Below are 15,735 nucleotides of genomic sequence, written 5' to 3'. Positions count from 1 at the left end.
CACGGACGGTCTCCCTTGCTTGAGATCTGTAACGACCTCATTCTGGCACATCATGATGCCGTCGGGGGCCGTCCACCCCAACACGTACTTAAGTACGCTCCGCTCCGGTTCTCGGAAACCACCATTTTCGGCTCGGCCTGACCTGAATCTCGACCAATCCTAGCTGGTGGCTAGCTCACCCGCCGGTGGCGATGGTCAGAACCTTGAACGGCGTGGTGATGACGATCTCGGCGACCGAGCCGACGGCTTTGCCGAGCCCTTGACCGATATTGTTGAGCTGTGTCGGGCCGGGTTCGTCCGATGCGAGGCCCGCCGGTGCGCGCAGCCGGTCGCCGAGCAATTGCACCATGATCGGGTTGTCGGCGAATTTGGCGTGGTTGAGGCGGTCGCCACCCTTTGCCTGAGTAAGGTCGACGACAGACACGCCATAGCTGGCAAGGTCGGCGGCGTTCCCGTAGTCGCCGACACGCGGCTTGTCGCCGGAGATCAGGGACGAAAGCTTGAGCGCGCGGTCGTCGCCGGAGAGCAGAATGGCGAACGGCTTGTCGGGTTTGCCGTAGCGGATCATCTGCTTCTTGAACACGTCGACATCGATATCCGGCGAGGCCAGGATAACATAGCCGAGCTTGCCGTCGAGATCGCGATCGCCGGTGATGGCGAGCTGGCGCAGCGCCTCCATGGTCACCCAGGTTCCCATCGAATGCGCGATGATGTCGATGCTCTTGACCTTGGTCTTGGCCAGTATCCTGAGCGTCGCCTCGAGGTCGTCGCGCGCCGCGTTGGCGCTTTCCTTGTCGTAGATGTAACCGGTGGTCTTGCCGCTCGACGCCCACGAGAACAGCACCGGCGTGCCGGGATATTTCGTGTCGTGCGCGATCTGCGTCAGCCGGTAGATGCCGTCATCGAAGCCGTTGTTGAAGCCGTGCACGAAAACCAGCGCACGATCGCCGCGCATGGCGATGTCGGCGCCGACCGCCTTGGCGAATTGCGGCGCGCCTTCGTAGAAGGTGACGTCTTTGGCGGTAAAATCCTTGGCCGGATTGCTGTTTGCGGATCCCTTGGCCCGTTCGATGGCGCCGACCTGATGGCTTTTCGGAACGGTGACGTCGACACGGGCAAAGCTGGTGGTCAGCGAGCGATCGCCGTCATACACCTGCCGTGGATCCTTTGTTGCCTTCTGGCGGGTCGTGGCGACGAAGATCTCATGTGTGGCCGCGATATCAGAAGCGGGCGCCGAGACCGTCGTCCTGTTGAGCAGGTCATGCGCATTCCGGCCGGCGCAGCCGGTGACGGCGAGCGCGAATGCAACGACGAGGTAGCTCTTCGACCGCACGGTCACACGCTGGCTCCCGCAAAGGGGGACGTCAAACGCATGACGTCGCTGGCTATTCCGATAAAGCCAGAGGCCGGCGCGGTCCAGTTCAAAAAGAGTCCATGCGTCCGCAATGGTGAACAGGCACGGTTAAAACCGCGGCACCGCATTTATTGCCCAAGCAGGCCGATGCGGTCGGTCACGTCACGGTCGCTGGCAAAGCCGTCATCCTCGCGCAGCCGCTGGCCGATCATCTTCACCAGCATTGGATTGTCGGCGAATTTCGTGTGGTTGAAGCTGTCGCTTCCCTTGACCTTGGAGAGGTCGACGACCGTCACGCCGTAGGAGGCAAGATCGGCGGCATCCTTGTAGTCGCCGACGCGCGGCCGCGAACCGGCGATCAGGCCGGAGAGCCTCAGTGCGCGGTCGTCGTCGGACAACAGCAGGATGAACGGCTTGTCGGGCTTGCCATAGCGCCGCATCTGGCTCTTGAACACGTCGACATCGATGTCGGGCGAGGCCAGCACCACGTCGCCAAGCTTGCCGCCGAGATCGCGGTCGCCGCTGATGGCCATCTGGCGCAGCGTTTCCATGGTCACCCAGGTTCCCATTGAATGGGCGACGATGTCGATGCGCCGGGCGCCCGACTGCTGCAGCATCCTGAGAGTCACTTCCAGCTGGTCGCGGGCAGCACTGGCGCTTTCCTTGTCGTAGACATAGTCGGTGGTCCTGGCGCCCGATGCCCAGGAAAACAGCACGGGCGTGCCGGGATAGCCGGAATCATGGACAATCTGGGTCAGGCGATAGACGGCGGCGTCGAAGCCGGTGTTGTAGCCATGCACGAAGACCATGACGCGGCCGCCACGCGCCGCGATGTCGGCGTTGAGGGCACTGGAGAATTTCGGCTGCGTGTCGTAGCCGACGACTTCGGAAGCCATGAAATATTTGGCCGGGTCGTCCGACTTGCCGCGCGAGCGCCGCTCGATCTGGCCGGTCTCATGGATCCCCGGAACGGTGACGTTGACGCGGGCGTAGTTAAGCGTCGCCGAGCGTTCGCCGTCGAAAACCTTGTTTGGATCGTCGGATTTCTTGCGCGTCGTGGTGATGAAGATGCTGTGGTTGCCGGCGATCTCCGTCACCGGGGCGGACACCATGGCGCTACCCAGCAGTTCCTGTGTTTGCGAGCCGGCGCAGCCGGTGACGAACAAGGCAAGGACAACGGTAAAGATCTTCTTCAAAGGCACGCTTGAAATTCCAACTCCGGCCGAAAGGCCTATCTACCCCCGCGACACCTCCCGGACAGTGAGAGTGCGGCGGAACTAAGTCGTGTCCAGTCGAAATGTGATCAGCGCGCGGCTGCGGCCACCGCACTGTTGCGCGAAAGCCAAAATGGCGGGAGGAACGCCCCCCTGGTGCGTGCAATGAGCGACATCCACCGTCGACGCGCCGATTCCGGTAAGGACATGGATTTCTAGCCAACCGCTGCGGAAAGCATGAACAAACGCCTCCAAGTGCTTGCAAGACTTTCGTGAATTCCCGTTGCGAAAGGACAGGAATGGCGGGACGATGGCGTCGCGAGGCCGGATATGCAATAGGCGGGATCGAGCTGCATCATGTCACGGCGTTCAACAGCTGACGGTGCGCGGCCCAACCAATGATAGAGGTCCGCGGACGACATGCGGCGCGAGGTGGTTTTCCAATGAACAGTTTTTCTTCCCGCGTCGCTGCCGCTGCTGCCGCGATCCGTCAGATCTTCCCGGAAACGCCGCTGCAGGAAAACGATTATTTGTCGAAAAAGACCGGCGCGCGGGTGCTGCTCAAGCGCGAGGACCTGTCGCCGGTGCGTTCCTACAAGATCCGCGGCGCCTTCAATTTCTTCCGCAAGACGCTGGCGGCGGGCAACGAGGCCGAACTGTTCGTGTGCGCGTCCGCGGGCAACCATGCGCAGGGCTTTGCTTTCGTCTGCCGCCATTTCGGCAAGAAGGGCGTGGTGTTCATGCCGGTGACGACACCGCAGCAGAAGATCGACAAGACCAGGCTGTTCGGCGGTGATTTCGTCGAGATCCGGCTGGTCGGCGACTTTTTCGACGATTGCTATCGCGCTGCCTTCGAATTCACCGAAAGTTCCGGCGCCCACATGGTGCCGCCCTTCGACCACAAGGACATTATCGAGGGGCAGGCGACCGTTGCCTATGAGATCGCGGACCAAATGCCGGGCGCCCGCATGCCCGACATCATCATGCTGCCGGTTGGCGGTGGCGGGCTTGCCGCCGGTGTCACGCATTATTTCGCCGAGCAGGGCCGGGAAGCGCGCTTCGTCTTCTGCGAGCCGGCCGGCGCGCCGAGCCTGCGCGAGAGCCTCGCTGCGGGAAAACGGCTCAAACTCGCCAAGGTCGACAATTTCGTCGACGGCGCGGCGGTGGCCGAAATCGGCCGCGAGCCGTTGCGGCATCTCAAGGATTTTCCGGCCGATACGGTGCGGCTGATCCCGGAAAACCGGCTCTGCGCCACCATGATCGAGATGCTCAACGTCGAGGGCGTCGTGCTGGAGCCGGCCGGCGCGCTGGCGATCGATGCGCTGAAGGATTTCTCCAGGAAGGAGATTAGGGGCAAGACCATCGTTGCCGTGGTTTCGGGCGGTAATTTCGATTTCGAGCGACTACCGGACGTCAAGGAGCGGGCGCTGCGCTTCGAGGGGCTGAAGAAATACTTCATCATCCGCTTTCCGCAGCGGCCGGGCGCGCTGCGCGACTTCCTCGAAATGCTCGGGCCCGACGACGACATCGCCCGTTTCGAATATCTGAAGAAATCGGCGCGCAATTTCGGTTCGGTGCTGATCGGCATCGAAACCAAGGACCGCCGCAATTTCGACCTGCTCAAGGCGAATTTCGAGGCCGAAGGCGTCCAGTACCAGGACATCACCGACAACGAGACATTGGCCGGGTTCATCATATGAGTGGTGCCGGAAAAATCTTCGTCGCGCTGTTTTCCGGCATCAATGTCGGCGGCAACCGCATCGTCAGGATGGCGGAGTTGCGGTCGTTCTTCGAGGATCTCGGCTTTTCCGATGTCGCCACCTATGTGCAGAGCGGAAATGCCGTGTTCCGGGCGAAAAAGGGCGATGCGGTCACGCTGACGAAACAGATCGAAGCAGCCTTCGAGAAGAAATGGGGTTTTTATTCGCGCATCATGGTACGCGATCTCTCATGGTTCGAGCGGCTGGTGAACGAAAATCCCTATCCAGACGTGGCTGCGGACCACACGAAGCTGCACGCCTATGTGCTGGAGCGCGAGCCGACCGCCGACGAGGTGGCGCGGCTGGCCGAAAAGTGCACCGGGCCCGAACGCTTCGAGATCAAGGGCGACGTGCTCTACCTCAGCGCGCCGGACGGACTGGGCAAATCGGTGTTTGCCGGGCTGATCCCGCGCACGCTGAAAGTGCCGGGTACCGCGCGCAACTGGCGCTCGGTGCGGGCGCTGCTGGAGATGGCCGCTCAGGCCGGTGGGAAGTGAAGCATGATCCTGAAAAGTGGATGCCGGTTTTCGGAAAAGGTCATGCTCAAATAATCACTTACGCCGCCGGCGCGGGTTTCCAGTCGAAGGTCAGTTCTTCGCGGAAAGCAAAGCGCTTGATGTGATCGGCGACGACGCTTTCCAGGCGCTCGAGCGAGCCGCCCTCGTCAGTCGTCACCGCGATATGAAGGGCGCCCGCGTCTGCGTCCAGAACTGTACGGCCCATTGAGAGATCGATGGTGCCATGGGCGGGATCGAACTCGACCGGAAATTTGTGCGCCCAATGCTTGCACAATTGCTGCAGGTAGCGGCTTGCATGTTCGGTGGCGACATCGGCACGGCTGGTCGGCATGAATGAATTCTCCTGGCAAGCGCCGGCCTTACCGGCAGGCGCGATAGGCAGGTAGATAGGTGCCGTCGATCAAAACGGCAAAGGCGGCCGGCTTGTCAGCATGGCCGCCCCACTCAAGATGGCGTGATCGCTACCAGGTACCGGTGTTCGGCATCGAGGCCCAGGGCTCGGCCTTGGGCTTAGCCGGTCCCTTCTGCAAAAGCTCGATTGAGATGCCGTCCGGCGACTTGACGAAAGCCATATTGCCGTCGCGCGGCGGCCGGTTGATGACGACGCCATTGTCCATCAGATGCTGGCAAGTGGCGTAGATGTCGTCGACCTCATAGGCGAGGTGGCCGAAATTGCGCCCGCCCTTGTAGTCTTCCGGATCCCAATTGTAGGTCAGTTCGATTAGCGGCGCCTTGTTGGCGATGCCGCTTTGCTCGTCTTCCGATGCGGCGAGGAAGATCAGCGTGAAGCGGCCCTGCTCGTTTTCGTAGCGGCGCACCTCCTTGAGGCCGAGCTTGTTGCAGTAGAAATCGAGCGAGGCATCGACGTCGGCGACGCGGACCATGGTATGGAGGTAGCGCATGTGATTTCCTCGATAAATTGCGTTGCGGTGCAACATAGGGTCGGCCCCGTCAAAGGGCAATCGTGCGGCAGTGCGCAATGCCGGCAAAGAACAAATCCGGTATTCCCGCAATGAACCGTGAAAAAAGGCACGTCAGGTCTTGCACACACGGGAAGCCGCGGTGTTAATCTGGTGTCAAGAATCAGTTGCGGTGTTCTTGAAAAAGAGGGGGCATTCTTATGGGGGAAAAGGCCTCTTTCATGGGGCGGGACGGACCCCTTGGCGACGCCTTGCAGCGTGACGAAGGCGGCGACACCGCCGGCCTGCTCGAAATTGCCGGCGCCATCAAGTGGTTCGATGTGGCCAAGGGCTATGGTTTCATCCTCCCGGATGATGGCATTTCGGGCGACATCCTCCTCCATGTGACATGTCTTCGAAAGGATGGCTTTCAGACGGCCTTGGAGGGCGCGCGCGTGGTCTGCCTCGTCAAGCATGGCGACCGCGGATTGCAGGCCTTCCGGGTGCTCTCCATGGATCTTACCACCGCGGTTCACCCGGCCGAGATGCAGGAGCAGCGCACCCATATCGCGGTGACGCCGGAAAGCGGTCTCGAACGCGCTTTGGTGAAATGGTTCAACCGCACCAAGGGTTTTGGTTTTCTTACCCGCGGCGAGGGCACCGAGGACATCTTCGTCCACATGGAGACCTTGCGCCGGTATGGCATCACCGAGCTTCGGCCTGGGCAGGTCGTGCTGGTTCGTTTCGGACGCGGCGATAAAGGCCTTATGGCCGCCGAAATTCACCCCGATATGGGGACCTTGCCGGTCTCGCACTAGAGCCTGATCCATCCCGATAGCATCGGGATGGGGCTCTATTTCCTCCTTGTTTGACCATGATCTCTGGACAAGCGGTTTCCGTTTGTCTGAGAAAACCGGTTCCACTTTTCGGGATCATGGTCTAGGACGATTTCCCGGTCGAGGATTTTGAATGGCTCACAGGAACTGGCTGACGGCGAGCGTGATGTGCGCCGTGATCGCCGTCATCGTCGCCGCAGGCGTTTTCTTCTATTCCGACCGGCCGACCTCGGCGGACAGCCGGGCGATGATTCTCCCGGTCGATCCGGCGCCACTGGTTGTGGTGACGAAAGGCGGCGATCGCTCTTTTTCCATCGAAATCGCCGACACCGATCCGGAGCGCGAAGCCGGTTTGATGTATCGCCAGGACATGCCGGACGACCACGGCATGCTGTTCGTGTTCGAGATGCCGCAGCAGGTCAATTTCTGGATGCACAACACCCCGATGGCGCTCGATCTGGTCTTTGTCGGCCAGGACGGAAAGATCCGGGCGATCAAGCACGGCGAGCCGCAATCCGACGCCGTAGTTTCGCCCGGTGTCCCCGTGCGCTTCGTGCTCGAGCTCAAGGCCGGCACTGCCGCCAGGAACGGCATCGAGTATGGCGACCTGTTGCGCCATCCGGCCGTGGGCACGGTGTCCGGCCCGGGCATGCTGCCCGCCGACAATGGCGATGCGCCCAATAGCGGCGGTGGTTGAGTGGTCAGGCTGGTTCGCTGATGCAGCTTTTCACCCATGACGGTTTCGACCTTGCTTTCCTCGACCGCCAGCCGGCATCGGGCGAGGGCGATCCGGTGCTCATGATCCACGGCTTCGCTTCGAGCCACTATGTCAATTGGGTGTCGCCCGGCTGGTTCAAGACGCTGAACGATGCCGGTTACCGCGCCATCGCCTTTGACAATCGCGGCCATGGTTCGTCGTCGAAGAGCTATGAGGAGGCCGATTACACGCCGGCCAAGATGGCTTCGGATGCCGCCGCCTTGCTCGGCCATCTCGGCATCGAGCGCGCCCATGTCATGGGCTATTCGATGGGCGCGCGCATCGCGGCGTTCCTGGCGCTGTCGGATCCGGACAAGGTGGCAACGCTGGTCTTTGGCGGCCTCGGCATCGGCATGATCGACGGTGTCGGCGATTGGGATCCGATCGCCGCCGCCCTGCTAGCCGATGATCCGGCCGCGACAAGCCATCCGCGCGGCCGATCGTTTCGCGCCTTCGCCGACCAGACCCGCAGCGATCGCCGTGCATTGGCCGCTTGCATCGCCAAATCGCGCGAACTGTTGAGCGAGGACGATATTGCCCGCATCGCCCAGCCGACGCTGGTTGCTGTCGGCACGACCGACGACATTGGCGGCTCGCCCGATGAACTCGCGGCCTTGATGCCGAACGCCAAGGCCTTTCACATCGAGGGCCGGGACCATATGCTGGCCGTCGGGGACAAGACCTTCAAGCAGCGCGTGCTGGAGTTCTATGCCGAAAATCCGCTCTGAGCGAACGGCGAGGGGAGCGGGATATGACTGCCCTCAGCCGGTAGCGAGGGCCGCCAGGGACCGCGCAATGTTTTTCCGGGCTTGCGGTTCGAAGCGCCGGCGAAACTCTTCGGTGTGGAAAATGTGTGGGCGGGCGAGGAAATTCTTCAGCACCGCACTGCGCCCGGCCCGCCACATCGGCTCCTCCACCCAAGCGTACTCGCGCCGCACGGCGCGCTCATAGGCGTCGAAGGCTTCCGGCGCGGCACCCAGGATCGACAGATCCATATCGAGGAAGAGACTTGCGTCCCGTGTGCTCTTCGCGTCGTCAAACGGCGGCACCTGGTGTGTGGCGGTGGCGACGATCATCGCCGAGATGCGGTTGAGGCGCGAACGATCCGCGCGGCCCGCCAGCTTCTTTTCGGCGAGGTGGGCACTTCGCGCCTCGTTGTCCTTGGCCTTGCTGTCATAGATGGCATCGTGGAACCAGATCGCCGCTTCGACGGCTTCGAGATCGCCGAGCGACCCTCGATAGTCACCTGCCAGCGCCAACATCGCCTCGATATGGGCAAGGTTGTGGTAGTGGCGGCCTGGTGCCCGGTAGAGCGCTGAAAGTTCGCTCTTCAGAGCGTCGTCGATCAAGGGTTCGTTTTCCATGGCTGCTTGAATTCCCGCGAACCAAATCCATTTGACAATGCACTAAGGAAAATTGAGTTCAATCGTGCTATGATCTGGCTTATATGTGCGGCCGGACAGCAGGCAAGCACAACAGGCAAGCCCGGCAGGGCGCAGGACGAGACGGCGATGAACAGCATCAGCATTTCCCGACATAGCGCATTGAAGCCGGTCGACCCGATCTGGCGCTCGATCCGCGATGAGGCGATGGAGGCTGTCAACCGCGACCCGCTGCTCGCCGCATTCCTCTACTCGACCATCCTCAACCAGGACAGCCTGGAGGAAGCGGTGATCCATCGGCTGGCCGAGCGGCTGGCCCACCAGGACATCGGCTCCGATCTCATCCGCCAGACGTTCAAATCCATGTTGGCCGACGACAAGGACTGGCCGACGACCGTGCGCGTCGACATCCAGGCTTATTACGATCGCGATCCTGCCTGCGACCGCTTCATTATGCCAGTGCTCTATTTCAAGGGTTTTCATGCCATCCAGACCCATCGGCTGGCGCATTGGCTGTGGAACCAGGGCCGCAAGGATTTCGCCCTCTATCTGCAGAGCCGCTCTTCCTCGGTCTTCCAGACCGACATCAACCCGGCCGCGCGCATCGGCAAGGGCATCTTCATCGACCACGCCACCGGCCTTGTGGTCGGCGAGACGGCGGTCATCGAGGACGATGTGTCGATCTTGCATGGCGTAACACTGGGCGGTACCGGCAAGGCCGGCGGCGACCGTCATCCCAAGATCCGCTACGGCGTGCTGATCGGCGCCGGCGCCAAGATCCTCGGCAACATCGAAATCGGCCACTGCTCGAAGATCGCGGCAGGCTCGGTGGTGCTGTCGCCAGTGCCGCACAACAAGACGGTTGCCGGCGTGCCGGCCCGCGTCGTCGGCGAGACCGGCTGCGATCAGCCGTCGCGCCAGATGGACCAGCTTCTGCCGTCGCAGACGATGGATCAGGTCGTCAGCTTCGACATCTGATTTTCACAAGGCCGCCGCCTGCTGCCGGAGTCCGGCCGCGGGCATGAGCGGCGGTTGTCTCGTCTTATCAGGCCGCTTGCCTTTACATCGCCATTGTCGACGTGCCAGAAGCGCGTTCGAACGAGCAAGCCCGATGATCGGAGAAGACTGTTGAAGCCGGACGAAATCAGAAAGCTGGACGCCTATTTCAAGCGCGTCTTCCAGAACCCCAAGCTCGAGGTCAAGGCACGGCCGCGCAAGGACGATTCGGCCGAGGTCTATGTCGGCGACGAATTCCTCGGCATCGTCTTCAAGGACGAGGACGACGGCGACTACAATTTTTCGATGGCGATTCTCGACATCGATCTGGCCTGAGCCAGCAAATCTTGCGGTCGGCCGACTCCATGCGGCCGGCCAGCCGGGGCCTTGAGGCGTTCTTAACGTCCCGCCTTCAGAACGTGCCCGGCTTCAGTGGCGATTGCCGCGTCAAGCGCCTGCCAATCACCCAGAAACTCTCTTGGGAAGCGATAGGTGAGGCTGAGTTCGTCGCCGACCTGGATGTCGCGCTCGCAGGGTGCCAGCGATTCGTCGGCACTCGGTCCGCTCAGGCAACGGGCCACGAACGGGTCCTTGCCGGGGTGCTTGCCGACAACCAGCACCTCGTTCAAATAGCCTGATTTCTCATTGAAACCGTACACCGTCGTGCCGCCGGGCCCCGCAATGCCGGGTTGGGTGATCAACGCGCTGTAGATCGGCGCGAAGCGGCCACTCATGTCACGCGACATCATCTGCTGTTCGAAGGACAGGAAGATGATGTTCTTGGCTGTCCCCGTGTGGTTGAAGTCGTCGCGCGCGGCCTCGCTGTAGCCGTCCATCTGGGGATAGCGCAGATAGAGGTCGAGCCGCGAGGCGATGCCGTCGCGCCGGGCCTGGGCGAAGCGGATGGTGTTGGCCGGCACGGCGATGACGTTGTTGCCGATCACCACCTGGTGAACCGTTGCGTCGTCGGTGTATCCGGCCATGGCGATCGAATGGCCGAACCATTTGCCGCCAAGGCTGATCGCCACCGACAGCAGGGCCAGCGCGGCGAACCCGTAGAGCACCCGCTTCATCAGCCTGGAATCGACCACGGTGAGTTCGTTGGTGAGCGTTGCCTGCTTCATCTCAGTCCTCGGATCCCGGGCCGCCCGTCCGCCTCCGGTGTCCCTAGGCGGCACACGTCGCACGGCATGGCTCTTGCAGCCTTCATGGAACGACTGTGCAATTTCATGGTAAATGGAAAGTTAAGATGGGACCGCTGGAACTCACACTCTTCGCTTTTGCCTTCGGACTGACGGCCTGCGGGTTGGCCGGATCGGCCATGGAACTGGTGTCGGGCCGCAAGGTCGCCTTCACCGAACCCTATGTGTCGCCGTCACATGTCTTGCGCTCGCTTCTCGCCACCGCATGTGCCGGGCCCTTCATGCTGGTCAACGATGCTATCGATGCCCGGCGCGAGCGCCGCATTTCGATGATAGCGCTGATGTCCTGCGGCTGCACGGCGATCGCCTGGGTCCTGGCGCTGGGCGTCGTCGTGCTTGCCATTGCCTCATGGACGATCCGTCTCCTAGGGTCCGACTGGCCAGCCTGAGACGATTCGGAGACCAGAAATGCCGCTTTATGCGATCGATGGAACACAGCCCAGCTTCGCGGATGCGGAAACCAACTGGATCGCGCCCGATGCCACGCTGATCGGCGACGTGCGCGTTGGCCGCAACGCCGGCATCTGGTTCGGCGCCGTCATTCGCGGCGACAATGAGCCCATCGTCATCGGTGCCGACACCAATGTGCAGGAACATACGGTGATGCACACCGATCCCGGCTTTCCGCTGTCGATCGGGGAGGGCTGCACCATCGGCCACCGCGCCTTGCTGCATGGCTGCACGATCGGCGACAATAGCCTGATCGGCATGGGCGCCATCGTGCTGAACGGCGCGAAAATCGGCAGGAATTCGCTGGTCGGCGCTGGTGCGCTGGTCACCGAAGGCAAGGAATTTCCGGACAATTCGCTGATCGTCGGCTCGCCTGCCAAGGCAATCAGGGTGCTGGACGACGCGGCCGTCGCCAGACTGCGCGGCTCGGCCGCGCACTACGTTGCCAACAGCAAGCGCTTCAAGGCGGGGTTGAAGAAGGCCTGAGGCCAGTTTGGCCTATATCTGTCGCCGACCGTCTTAATCGCGGCCCAACTCACCGTTGGAACCATACCCGGTCATCGCATCGTGCAGCAATGAAGCACCTGCTTCAAAACCGGCAATCTGGGCCTCTTCCACAGCCGTCCTGTAGTCATCGATGCGGGTTTCGAGTGCCGGGTCGGCGCCCGCCGCCAAAAGCAAGCGGATCGCATCGACACTGCGGATTGCCACCGAATAGTGAAGCGGCGTCCAATCGTTCACACCCCGCATGTTGGGATCGGCTCCGCCGTCGATCAATATCCGCACGATGTCCAGCCTGTCGGCCCGGTCGGTGGACAGCGCCGCGATGATGGACGGAAACCCGCCGTGATCCTGATAGTTCGGATCCGAGCCGGCATCCAGCAAGGTCGAGATGAAACCGACGGGGCTCCAATAGATCGCATATTCCAGCGGATGGCCGAGGCCGAGCTCAAACGGCATGCGCTCGTCGAACCAGCGGGGCGAGCCACCCAGGGCTACGCCGAGGCCTTCGAAATCGCCGGCCTTGAAGGCATCGTCGATCGCCTTGAACAGACGATGGCGCTCGCATCGATCTTCCGGGATTTCCAACATCGCGGTGATCCAGAGGTGGCAATTGATCGCTCATACTGCAGCGATCGATCGGCATTTGAAAGCCGGTGAGACGCGACGATACCGATGTAACACACGAGCGGATGCCATTTTCCAGCCGCCGTTCGTTTTCGGACGTGTTGCAGATATTCGAGCCACGGCAACGGCTCATCCATTCGATGCCGGGTTTGATTGCAAAATTTGCATGCCGCAACAAGGTTATCGAGTCTGTCTTGGCCTCCGTTCATCCGTGGGTTCAGATGCTCTGCGGTGCATTGGAAGCGCTTCGCCAATCCAGCGGGAATGTTATGGCGCTCTGAAAACTCTGTTGCGTTGCGGTCCCACATCGGAAACCTGCAATAAAAGCATCGCCAGTCTTGTTTGTTGGCGAGCGCAGTTCTCATTGTTGCAAGTTTGTCTGATTTTCCCATTCCGCACATCCTTTTGCTTCATCAACATGAAGCGGATGTGCAGCAACCCTGTAAAAGATTGCCCCTCATTCGGAAGGGAGATCCCTCGCACGAGACAGCACCCTCTAGAGTGCCACTCCGCAGTATTTCAGCAGTAGATGATGATCTTGTGATCAACATCCGTACGGCAACCAACGATGGTTTCCAGACGGACAATAGACCGTCTCCACAGGTTTTTAATACCTCAAAACTTGGTGCCGATCAACTCGATCTCCGTTACCGAGATTTCTATAGGTGATCCAGAAATGGCGGAGCCGGCCCGGGGACGGGGCCGGCTCCTTTCACCCGGTCGTTGGGGACGGGGAGGGTGGGGACTCGACCGGGTTTCTCCTTTAAGCGGGTCGCATCACGCGACGCGCTTGATCTCTGTTTTAGCGGACGCTGGCGACCGCGTCGGAGCGGCCGTCGTTGATCGTTACCCAAACACCGGAATTCTGGTCAGACTGGCGCTTGAGATAGGTGTAGTCGGTGTCCGTCCAGGACAGGACCTTGGTTTCCAGATTGTCGAGGATGAATTCGCCCAGGCTGGTGCGCACGGTCAGCACCGCGTGACCGTCGCCATTCGGTTGGCGCGCGACCGTCATCAGCAGGTTGCCGGCGGGCACGCCCGCAGCCATCAATTCGCGACGCTTTTCCAGCGCGTAATCCTCGCAATCGCCATAGCCATTGTCGGGATAGGCCCAGTATTCCTCGACACCGTAGTTTTCCATGTCGGTGCGCGGCTTGATGCGGGTGTTGACCGAATTGTTGATGTTGACGATCGCAGCCCACAGTTTGCGGGTCAGTTCGACCGGCGCGCCCTTGGGGGTCTTTTCGCTGCATTCGCCGGCTATGCGCTGGCAGAATTCATAATGGCCGACAGGCTGCGTGGTGCGTCCGCCGGTGTGCATATAGGCCGGTCCCGCGGCATATGCTGATCCCCAAGCGGAAAGCTGCATCGCCATTGCCGCCAGCAACAGCTTGCCCCTCGTTTTCTTCATTGTTGTAGTCTCCCCGTTCGAAGGAGACATTGCCACATGTGGATTTATTTGAGGCAAAAGCGCGAAGTAGATATTGAGTAAAACGCCAGTAGAATAAACATAAAATTTGAATCATTTGAGTATTAAATTATTTGGGGTTTCCGAAGCTGGCCCTTCCAGCTCGATGTCATGCAGGCCTTGCAAGCAAGGGGCTCAGTCTTGGCTGAAGCATCTCAATCAGCGATGTCGTGAACGCAAAAAACCGGCCGCAAAGGGCCGGTTTCATGAAAGCGTTGATGCCTTGTTAGGCGCGCGGCGCGTTGAATTCGGAATCGAGCGTTTCGGGGCGCTGGATGACGGCGAATTCGATGGCGACGCCATCCTCGAAATGGCGGACGATCTGGCCGCGCATGGTGCCGAGCATGACCTGGATGCCGATCGCCGGCTTGACGTCGATCTCGACCGCGGCGCCGGAAAGCGACAGGTCGATGATGCGGCACTGATACTGGCGGCCGTCGGTGAGCTGCAGCACGCTGGTCGGATTGCGCGGCGCGACGCGCTCGTGGCGACGGTCTTCCGGCAGGTCGAGTTCATGCTTGTTGGCAAGCCAGGTCAATTGCGCGGCAAGCTTGTCCTTCTTGCGATCCGACGCGATGACGGTCATCGCGAAACCGTCCTGCAAGGTGCGCGTGACGACGCCTTCGATGCGGCCGATATGATCGATGTAGGCGATGACTTTTTCGCCGGGCATGCCGATGCGGTCGGTGCGAAACGCGACATTGCCCGGTGACATGTCGACGACCTGGCAGGGGTGCTCGGTGCGGTCTTCCAGCATGAAGCGCCCGTAAATCTTGACACGGACGCGCTGAAAGTTGCGCCTTTCAGCTTGGGACGGCGCATAGTCGATCGCCGCTGACCTCATGACTGCCTACACCCCGTTTGGCATCCCACGCGTCGATGCGAGGAACTTCATCAAAGAAGTACAACAAAGCGGGTTAACAAAGGGAAAAGCGGGCGCTTCAGGGCTTTCCTTTTATGCATGTCGTTGTCCCAAAACCGCTGCGCGCCTTTCGGCGCCATGCATCAAGCCGCGAGAGCGCGGATTATTCCTCGCGCCCGCCATCGAAGACGACGAGATGGCGGATGCGGCGCGCCCGACCAAGCGCCGAGATCGTCTCGGGTGCCCCGAGTTCATCGGGAACGAGCGAGGGAACATCGATCGCCGGACGATTGTTGAGGAGTTCCTTTTCCGGGTCGATGACGCGGATCGAATCGATCAACGCGTCGGTGATCGGGTCGGCGCCCAGCCAGAAGGGCTTCTCCACGGCGCTGATGACACCCAGGCAGCGCGGATTTTCGACGCCGCCGTCCAGCGGCAGGGCAAGCAGTTCGAACTTGTTGGAGCGCCCGTTGCGGCTGAAGCCCTCATAGGTGATGAGCACAACCGACTTCTGCTCGAAGACGCCATGGATCAGCCGCGAGACGAGCCGCTGATCCTTCTCGCGCCACAGCGACGGAAAGGAAAACCCCTTGAGCTCGCGGCCATAGCAGGCGCAAAGCCTTGTGCCGGCGAGCCGGAATACGGCTTGCCCGCGCGTGTCCCGTTCCAGGATAAACGTGTCGGCCAGCAGCGACTTGATGTCGGCCGGCTCGACCTCCGAACGCTTCGGGGCAGGGCGTCCGTCACGCAGGCGATTCCAATAGTGGAACAGCGTGATCGATCCATTCTGGTTCATGCTATGCTGCTCCGCGCAATCTGTCGTCTGATGTCCCATCGGTGAACAGAAGGGCGCCCTCCGATGACCTACATGCGTTGCGGAGCAGGAAGCGTGCCAGCGTCGTTAACACT

Annotated in this window: 20 protein-coding genes; 9 read left to right on the top strand and 11 right to left on the bottom strand. The window is 61.1% G+C overall.

Annotated features, from left to right (window positions below):
* Nucleotides 1-175: 175 nt before the first annotated feature.
* Nucleotides 176-1,339, bottom strand: coding sequence for an alpha/beta hydrolase (locus tag NKI73_RS25110; protein WP_352633568.1), 1,164 nt, complete (start codon nucleotides 1,337-1,339; stop codon nucleotides 176-178).
* A 143-nt stretch (nucleotides 1,340-1,482) separates the two neighbouring features.
* A complete protein-coding gene (locus NKI73_RS25105) occupies nucleotides 1,483-2,556 on the bottom strand; it encodes an alpha/beta hydrolase (protein ID WP_352633567.1) in 1,074 nt (357 codons plus the stop codon).
* A gap of 455 nt (nucleotides 2,557-3,011) precedes the next feature.
* Here NKI73_RS25105 and ilvA point away from each other — a divergent pair, with 455 nt between their 5' ends.
* Both ilvA and NKI73_RS25095 read left to right on the top strand, forming a co-directional pair.
* A complete protein-coding gene (gene ilvA / locus NKI73_RS25100; protein ID WP_352633565.1) occupies nucleotides 3,012-4,268 on the top strand; it encodes a threonine ammonia-lyase IlvA in 1,257 nt (418 codons plus the stop codon).
* Nucleotides 4,265-4,825: a DUF1697 domain-containing protein gene (locus tag NKI73_RS25095; protein ID WP_352633563.1), complete on the top strand. Its 561-nt coding sequence runs from the start codon at nucleotides 4,265-4,267 to the stop codon at nucleotides 4,823-4,825. Before ilvA ends, NKI73_RS25095 begins: the two co-directional genes overlap by 4 nt.
* 58 nt (nucleotides 4,826-4,883) lie before the next feature.
* On the opposite strand, the gene NKI73_RS25090 is transcribed toward NKI73_RS25095, so the two are convergent.
* Together NKI73_RS25090 and gloA are read right to left on the bottom strand one after the other, a co-directional pair.
* A complete protein-coding gene (locus NKI73_RS25090) occupies nucleotides 4,884-5,177 on the bottom strand; it encodes a DUF2218 domain-containing protein (protein ID WP_352633561.1) in 294 nt (97 codons plus the stop codon).
* 130 nt (nucleotides 5,178-5,307) lie between these two features.
* Nucleotides 5,308-5,748, bottom strand: a complete 441-nt coding sequence (gene gloA, locus NKI73_RS25085) for a lactoylglutathione lyase (RefSeq protein WP_352633560.1) — start codon at nucleotides 5,746-5,748, stop codon at nucleotides 5,308-5,310.
* 218 nt (nucleotides 5,749-5,966) lie between these two features.
* Between gloA and NKI73_RS25080 the strand changes: the two genes are divergently transcribed.
* The 3 genes from NKI73_RS25080 (at nucleotide 5,967) to NKI73_RS25070 (ending at nucleotide 8,066) form a co-directional block, all read left to right on the top strand.
* On the top strand, nucleotides 5,967-6,563 hold the full coding sequence (locus tag NKI73_RS25080; protein ID WP_502905602.1) for a cold-shock protein: 597 nt from the start codon (nucleotides 5,967-5,969) through the stop codon (nucleotides 6,561-6,563).
* Nucleotides 6,564-6,714: 151 nt separating this feature from the next.
* Nucleotides 6,715-7,278, top strand: coding sequence for a DUF192 domain-containing protein (locus NKI73_RS25075; RefSeq protein WP_352633556.1), 564 nt, complete (start codon nucleotides 6,715-6,717; stop codon nucleotides 7,276-7,278).
* Nucleotides 7,279-7,298: 20 nt separating this feature from the next.
* Entirely contained in the window at nucleotides 7,299-8,066 is a 768-nt protein-coding gene (locus NKI73_RS25070) for an alpha/beta fold hydrolase (protein WP_352633554.1), read from the top strand.
* 33 nt (nucleotides 8,067-8,099) lie between these two features.
* Here NKI73_RS25070 and NKI73_RS25065 read toward each other — a convergent pair whose 3' ends face one another.
* The gene (locus NKI73_RS25065) at nucleotides 8,100-8,702 is read right to left on the bottom strand and encodes an HD domain-containing protein (protein WP_352633552.1); all 603 of its coding nucleotides are present in this window, start codon (nucleotides 8,700-8,702) and stop codon (nucleotides 8,100-8,102) included.
* Between the two features lie 147 nt (nucleotides 8,703-8,849).
* Between NKI73_RS25065 and cysE the strand changes: the two genes are divergently transcribed.
* Both cysE and NKI73_RS25055 read left to right on the top strand, forming a co-directional pair.
* Nucleotides 8,850-9,698, top strand: coding sequence for a serine O-acetyltransferase (cysE, locus tag NKI73_RS25060; protein ID WP_127415464.1), 849 nt, complete (start codon nucleotides 8,850-8,852; stop codon nucleotides 9,696-9,698).
* Nucleotides 9,699-9,848: 150 nt separating this feature from the next.
* Nucleotides 9,849-10,052 carry a DUF3126 family protein gene (locus tag NKI73_RS25055; RefSeq protein WP_013531334.1) on the top strand — a complete coding sequence of 68 codons (204 nt, stop codon included), beginning with the start codon at nucleotides 9,849-9,851 and terminating at the stop codon, nucleotides 10,050-10,052.
* A gap of 62 nt (nucleotides 10,053-10,114) precedes the next feature.
* Here the strand turns inward: NKI73_RS25055 and NKI73_RS25050 are convergent, their stop codons facing one another.
* Nucleotides 10,115-10,840, bottom strand: coding sequence for a hypothetical protein (locus NKI73_RS25050; RefSeq protein WP_352633548.1), 726 nt, complete (start codon nucleotides 10,838-10,840; stop codon nucleotides 10,115-10,117).
* Between the two features lie 125 nt (nucleotides 10,841-10,965).
* On the opposite strand from NKI73_RS25050, the gene NKI73_RS25045 reads away from it, so the two are divergent.
* Together NKI73_RS25045 and NKI73_RS25040 are read left to right on the top strand one after the other, a co-directional pair.
* A complete protein-coding gene (locus NKI73_RS25045; RefSeq protein WP_352633546.1) occupies nucleotides 10,966-11,307 on the top strand; it encodes a DUF6949 family protein in 342 nt (113 codons plus the stop codon).
* Between the two features lie 19 nt (nucleotides 11,308-11,326).
* Nucleotides 11,327-11,854, top strand: coding sequence for a gamma carbonic anhydrase family protein (locus NKI73_RS25040; protein ID WP_352633544.1), 528 nt, complete (start codon nucleotides 11,327-11,329; stop codon nucleotides 11,852-11,854).
* Between the two features lie 33 nt (nucleotides 11,855-11,887).
* On the opposite strand, the gene NKI73_RS25035 is transcribed toward NKI73_RS25040, so the two are convergent.
* From NKI73_RS25035 to NKI73_RS25015, 5 genes are all read right to left on the bottom strand, one after another.
* Nucleotides 11,888-12,460 carry an ankyrin repeat domain-containing protein gene (locus NKI73_RS25035; protein ID WP_352633542.1) on the bottom strand — a complete coding sequence of 191 codons (573 nt, stop codon included), beginning with the start codon at nucleotides 12,458-12,460 and terminating at the stop codon, nucleotides 11,888-11,890.
* On the bottom strand, nucleotides 12,364-12,804 hold the full coding sequence (locus NKI73_RS25030; RefSeq protein WP_352633571.1) for an HNH endonuclease: 441 nt from the start codon (nucleotides 12,802-12,804) through the stop codon (nucleotides 12,364-12,366). Before NKI73_RS25030 ends, NKI73_RS25035 begins: the two co-directional genes overlap by 97 nt.
* Nucleotides 12,805-13,298: 494 nt before the next feature.
* A complete protein-coding gene (locus NKI73_RS25025) occupies nucleotides 13,299-13,907 on the bottom strand; it encodes a transglutaminase-like cysteine peptidase (protein WP_352633540.1) in 609 nt (202 codons plus the stop codon).
* 283 nt (nucleotides 13,908-14,190) lie between these two features.
* The gene (locus NKI73_RS25020) at nucleotides 14,191-14,808 is read right to left on the bottom strand and encodes a PilZ domain-containing protein (protein ID WP_352633538.1); all 618 of its coding nucleotides are present in this window, start codon (nucleotides 14,806-14,808) and stop codon (nucleotides 14,191-14,193) included.
* Nucleotides 14,809-14,989: 181 nt separating this feature from the next.
* Nucleotides 14,990-15,622, bottom strand: a complete 633-nt coding sequence (locus tag NKI73_RS25015; RefSeq protein ID WP_352633536.1) for a PAS domain-containing protein — start codon at nucleotides 15,620-15,622, stop codon at nucleotides 14,990-14,992.
* Nucleotides 15,623-15,735: the final 113 nt, after the last annotated feature.

It is taken from the genome of Mesorhizobium sp. M0496 (assembly GCF_040321205.1).
Lineage (GTDB): Bacteria > Pseudomonadota > Alphaproteobacteria > Rhizobiales > Rhizobiaceae > Mesorhizobium.
This window is presented reverse-complemented; position numbering and strand designations above follow the sequence as displayed.

Excerpts from the sequence above, each read along its gene's own strand:
- ilvA (WP_352633565.1), top strand. The coding sequence starts at position 3,012 with ATGAACAGTTTTTCTTCCCGCGTCGCTGCCGCTGCTGCCGCGATCCGT.
- NKI73_RS25095 (WP_352633563.1), top strand. The coding sequence starts at position 4,265 with ATGAGTGGTGCCGGAAAAATCTTCGTCGCGCTGTTTTCCGGCATCAAT.
- NKI73_RS25090 (WP_352633561.1), bottom strand. The coding sequence starts at position 5,177 with ATGCCGACCAGCCGTGCCGATGTCGCCACCGAACATGCAAGCCGCTAC.
- gloA (WP_352633560.1), bottom strand. The coding sequence starts at position 5,748 with ATGCGCTACCTCCATACCATGGTCCGCGTCGCCGACGTCGATGCCTCG.
- NKI73_RS25080 (WP_502905602.1), top strand. The coding sequence starts at position 5,967 with ATGGGGGAAAAGGCCTCTTTCATGGGGCGGGACGGACCCCTTGGCGAC.
- NKI73_RS25075 (WP_352633556.1), top strand. The coding sequence starts at position 6,715 with ATGGCTCACAGGAACTGGCTGACGGCGAGCGTGATGTGCGCCGTGATC.
- NKI73_RS25070 (WP_352633554.1), top strand. The coding sequence starts at position 7,299 with ATGCAGCTTTTCACCCATGACGGTTTCGACCTTGCTTTCCTCGACCGC.
- NKI73_RS25065 (WP_352633552.1), bottom strand. The coding sequence starts at position 8,702 with ATGGAAAACGAACCCTTGATCGACGACGCTCTGAAGAGCGAACTTTCA.
- cysE (WP_127415464.1), top strand. The coding sequence starts at position 8,850 with ATGAACAGCATCAGCATTTCCCGACATAGCGCATTGAAGCCGGTCGAC.
- NKI73_RS25050 (WP_352633548.1), bottom strand. The coding sequence starts at position 10,840 with ATGAAGCAGGCAACGCTCACCAACGAACTCACCGTGGTCGATTCCAGG.
- NKI73_RS25045 (WP_352633546.1), top strand. The coding sequence starts at position 10,966 with ATGGGACCGCTGGAACTCACACTCTTCGCTTTTGCCTTCGGACTGACG.
- NKI73_RS25040 (WP_352633544.1), top strand. The coding sequence starts at position 11,327 with ATGCCGCTTTATGCGATCGATGGAACACAGCCCAGCTTCGCGGATGCG.
- NKI73_RS25035 (WP_352633542.1), bottom strand. The coding sequence starts at position 12,460 with ATGTTGGAAATCCCGGAAGATCGATGCGAGCGCCATCGTCTGTTCAAG.
- NKI73_RS25030 (WP_352633571.1), bottom strand. The coding sequence starts at position 12,804 with ATGTGGGACCGCAACGCAACAGAGTTTTCAGAGCGCCATAACATTCCC.
- NKI73_RS25025 (WP_352633540.1), bottom strand. The coding sequence starts at position 13,907 with ATGAAGAAAACGAGGGGCAAGCTGTTGCTGGCGGCAATGGCGATGCAG.
- NKI73_RS25020 (WP_352633538.1), bottom strand. The coding sequence starts at position 14,808 with ATGAGGTCAGCGGCGATCGACTATGCGCCGTCCCAAGCTGAAAGGCGC.
- NKI73_RS25015 (WP_352633536.1), bottom strand. The coding sequence starts at position 15,622 with ATGAACCAGAATGGATCGATCACGCTGTTCCACTATTGGAATCGCCTG.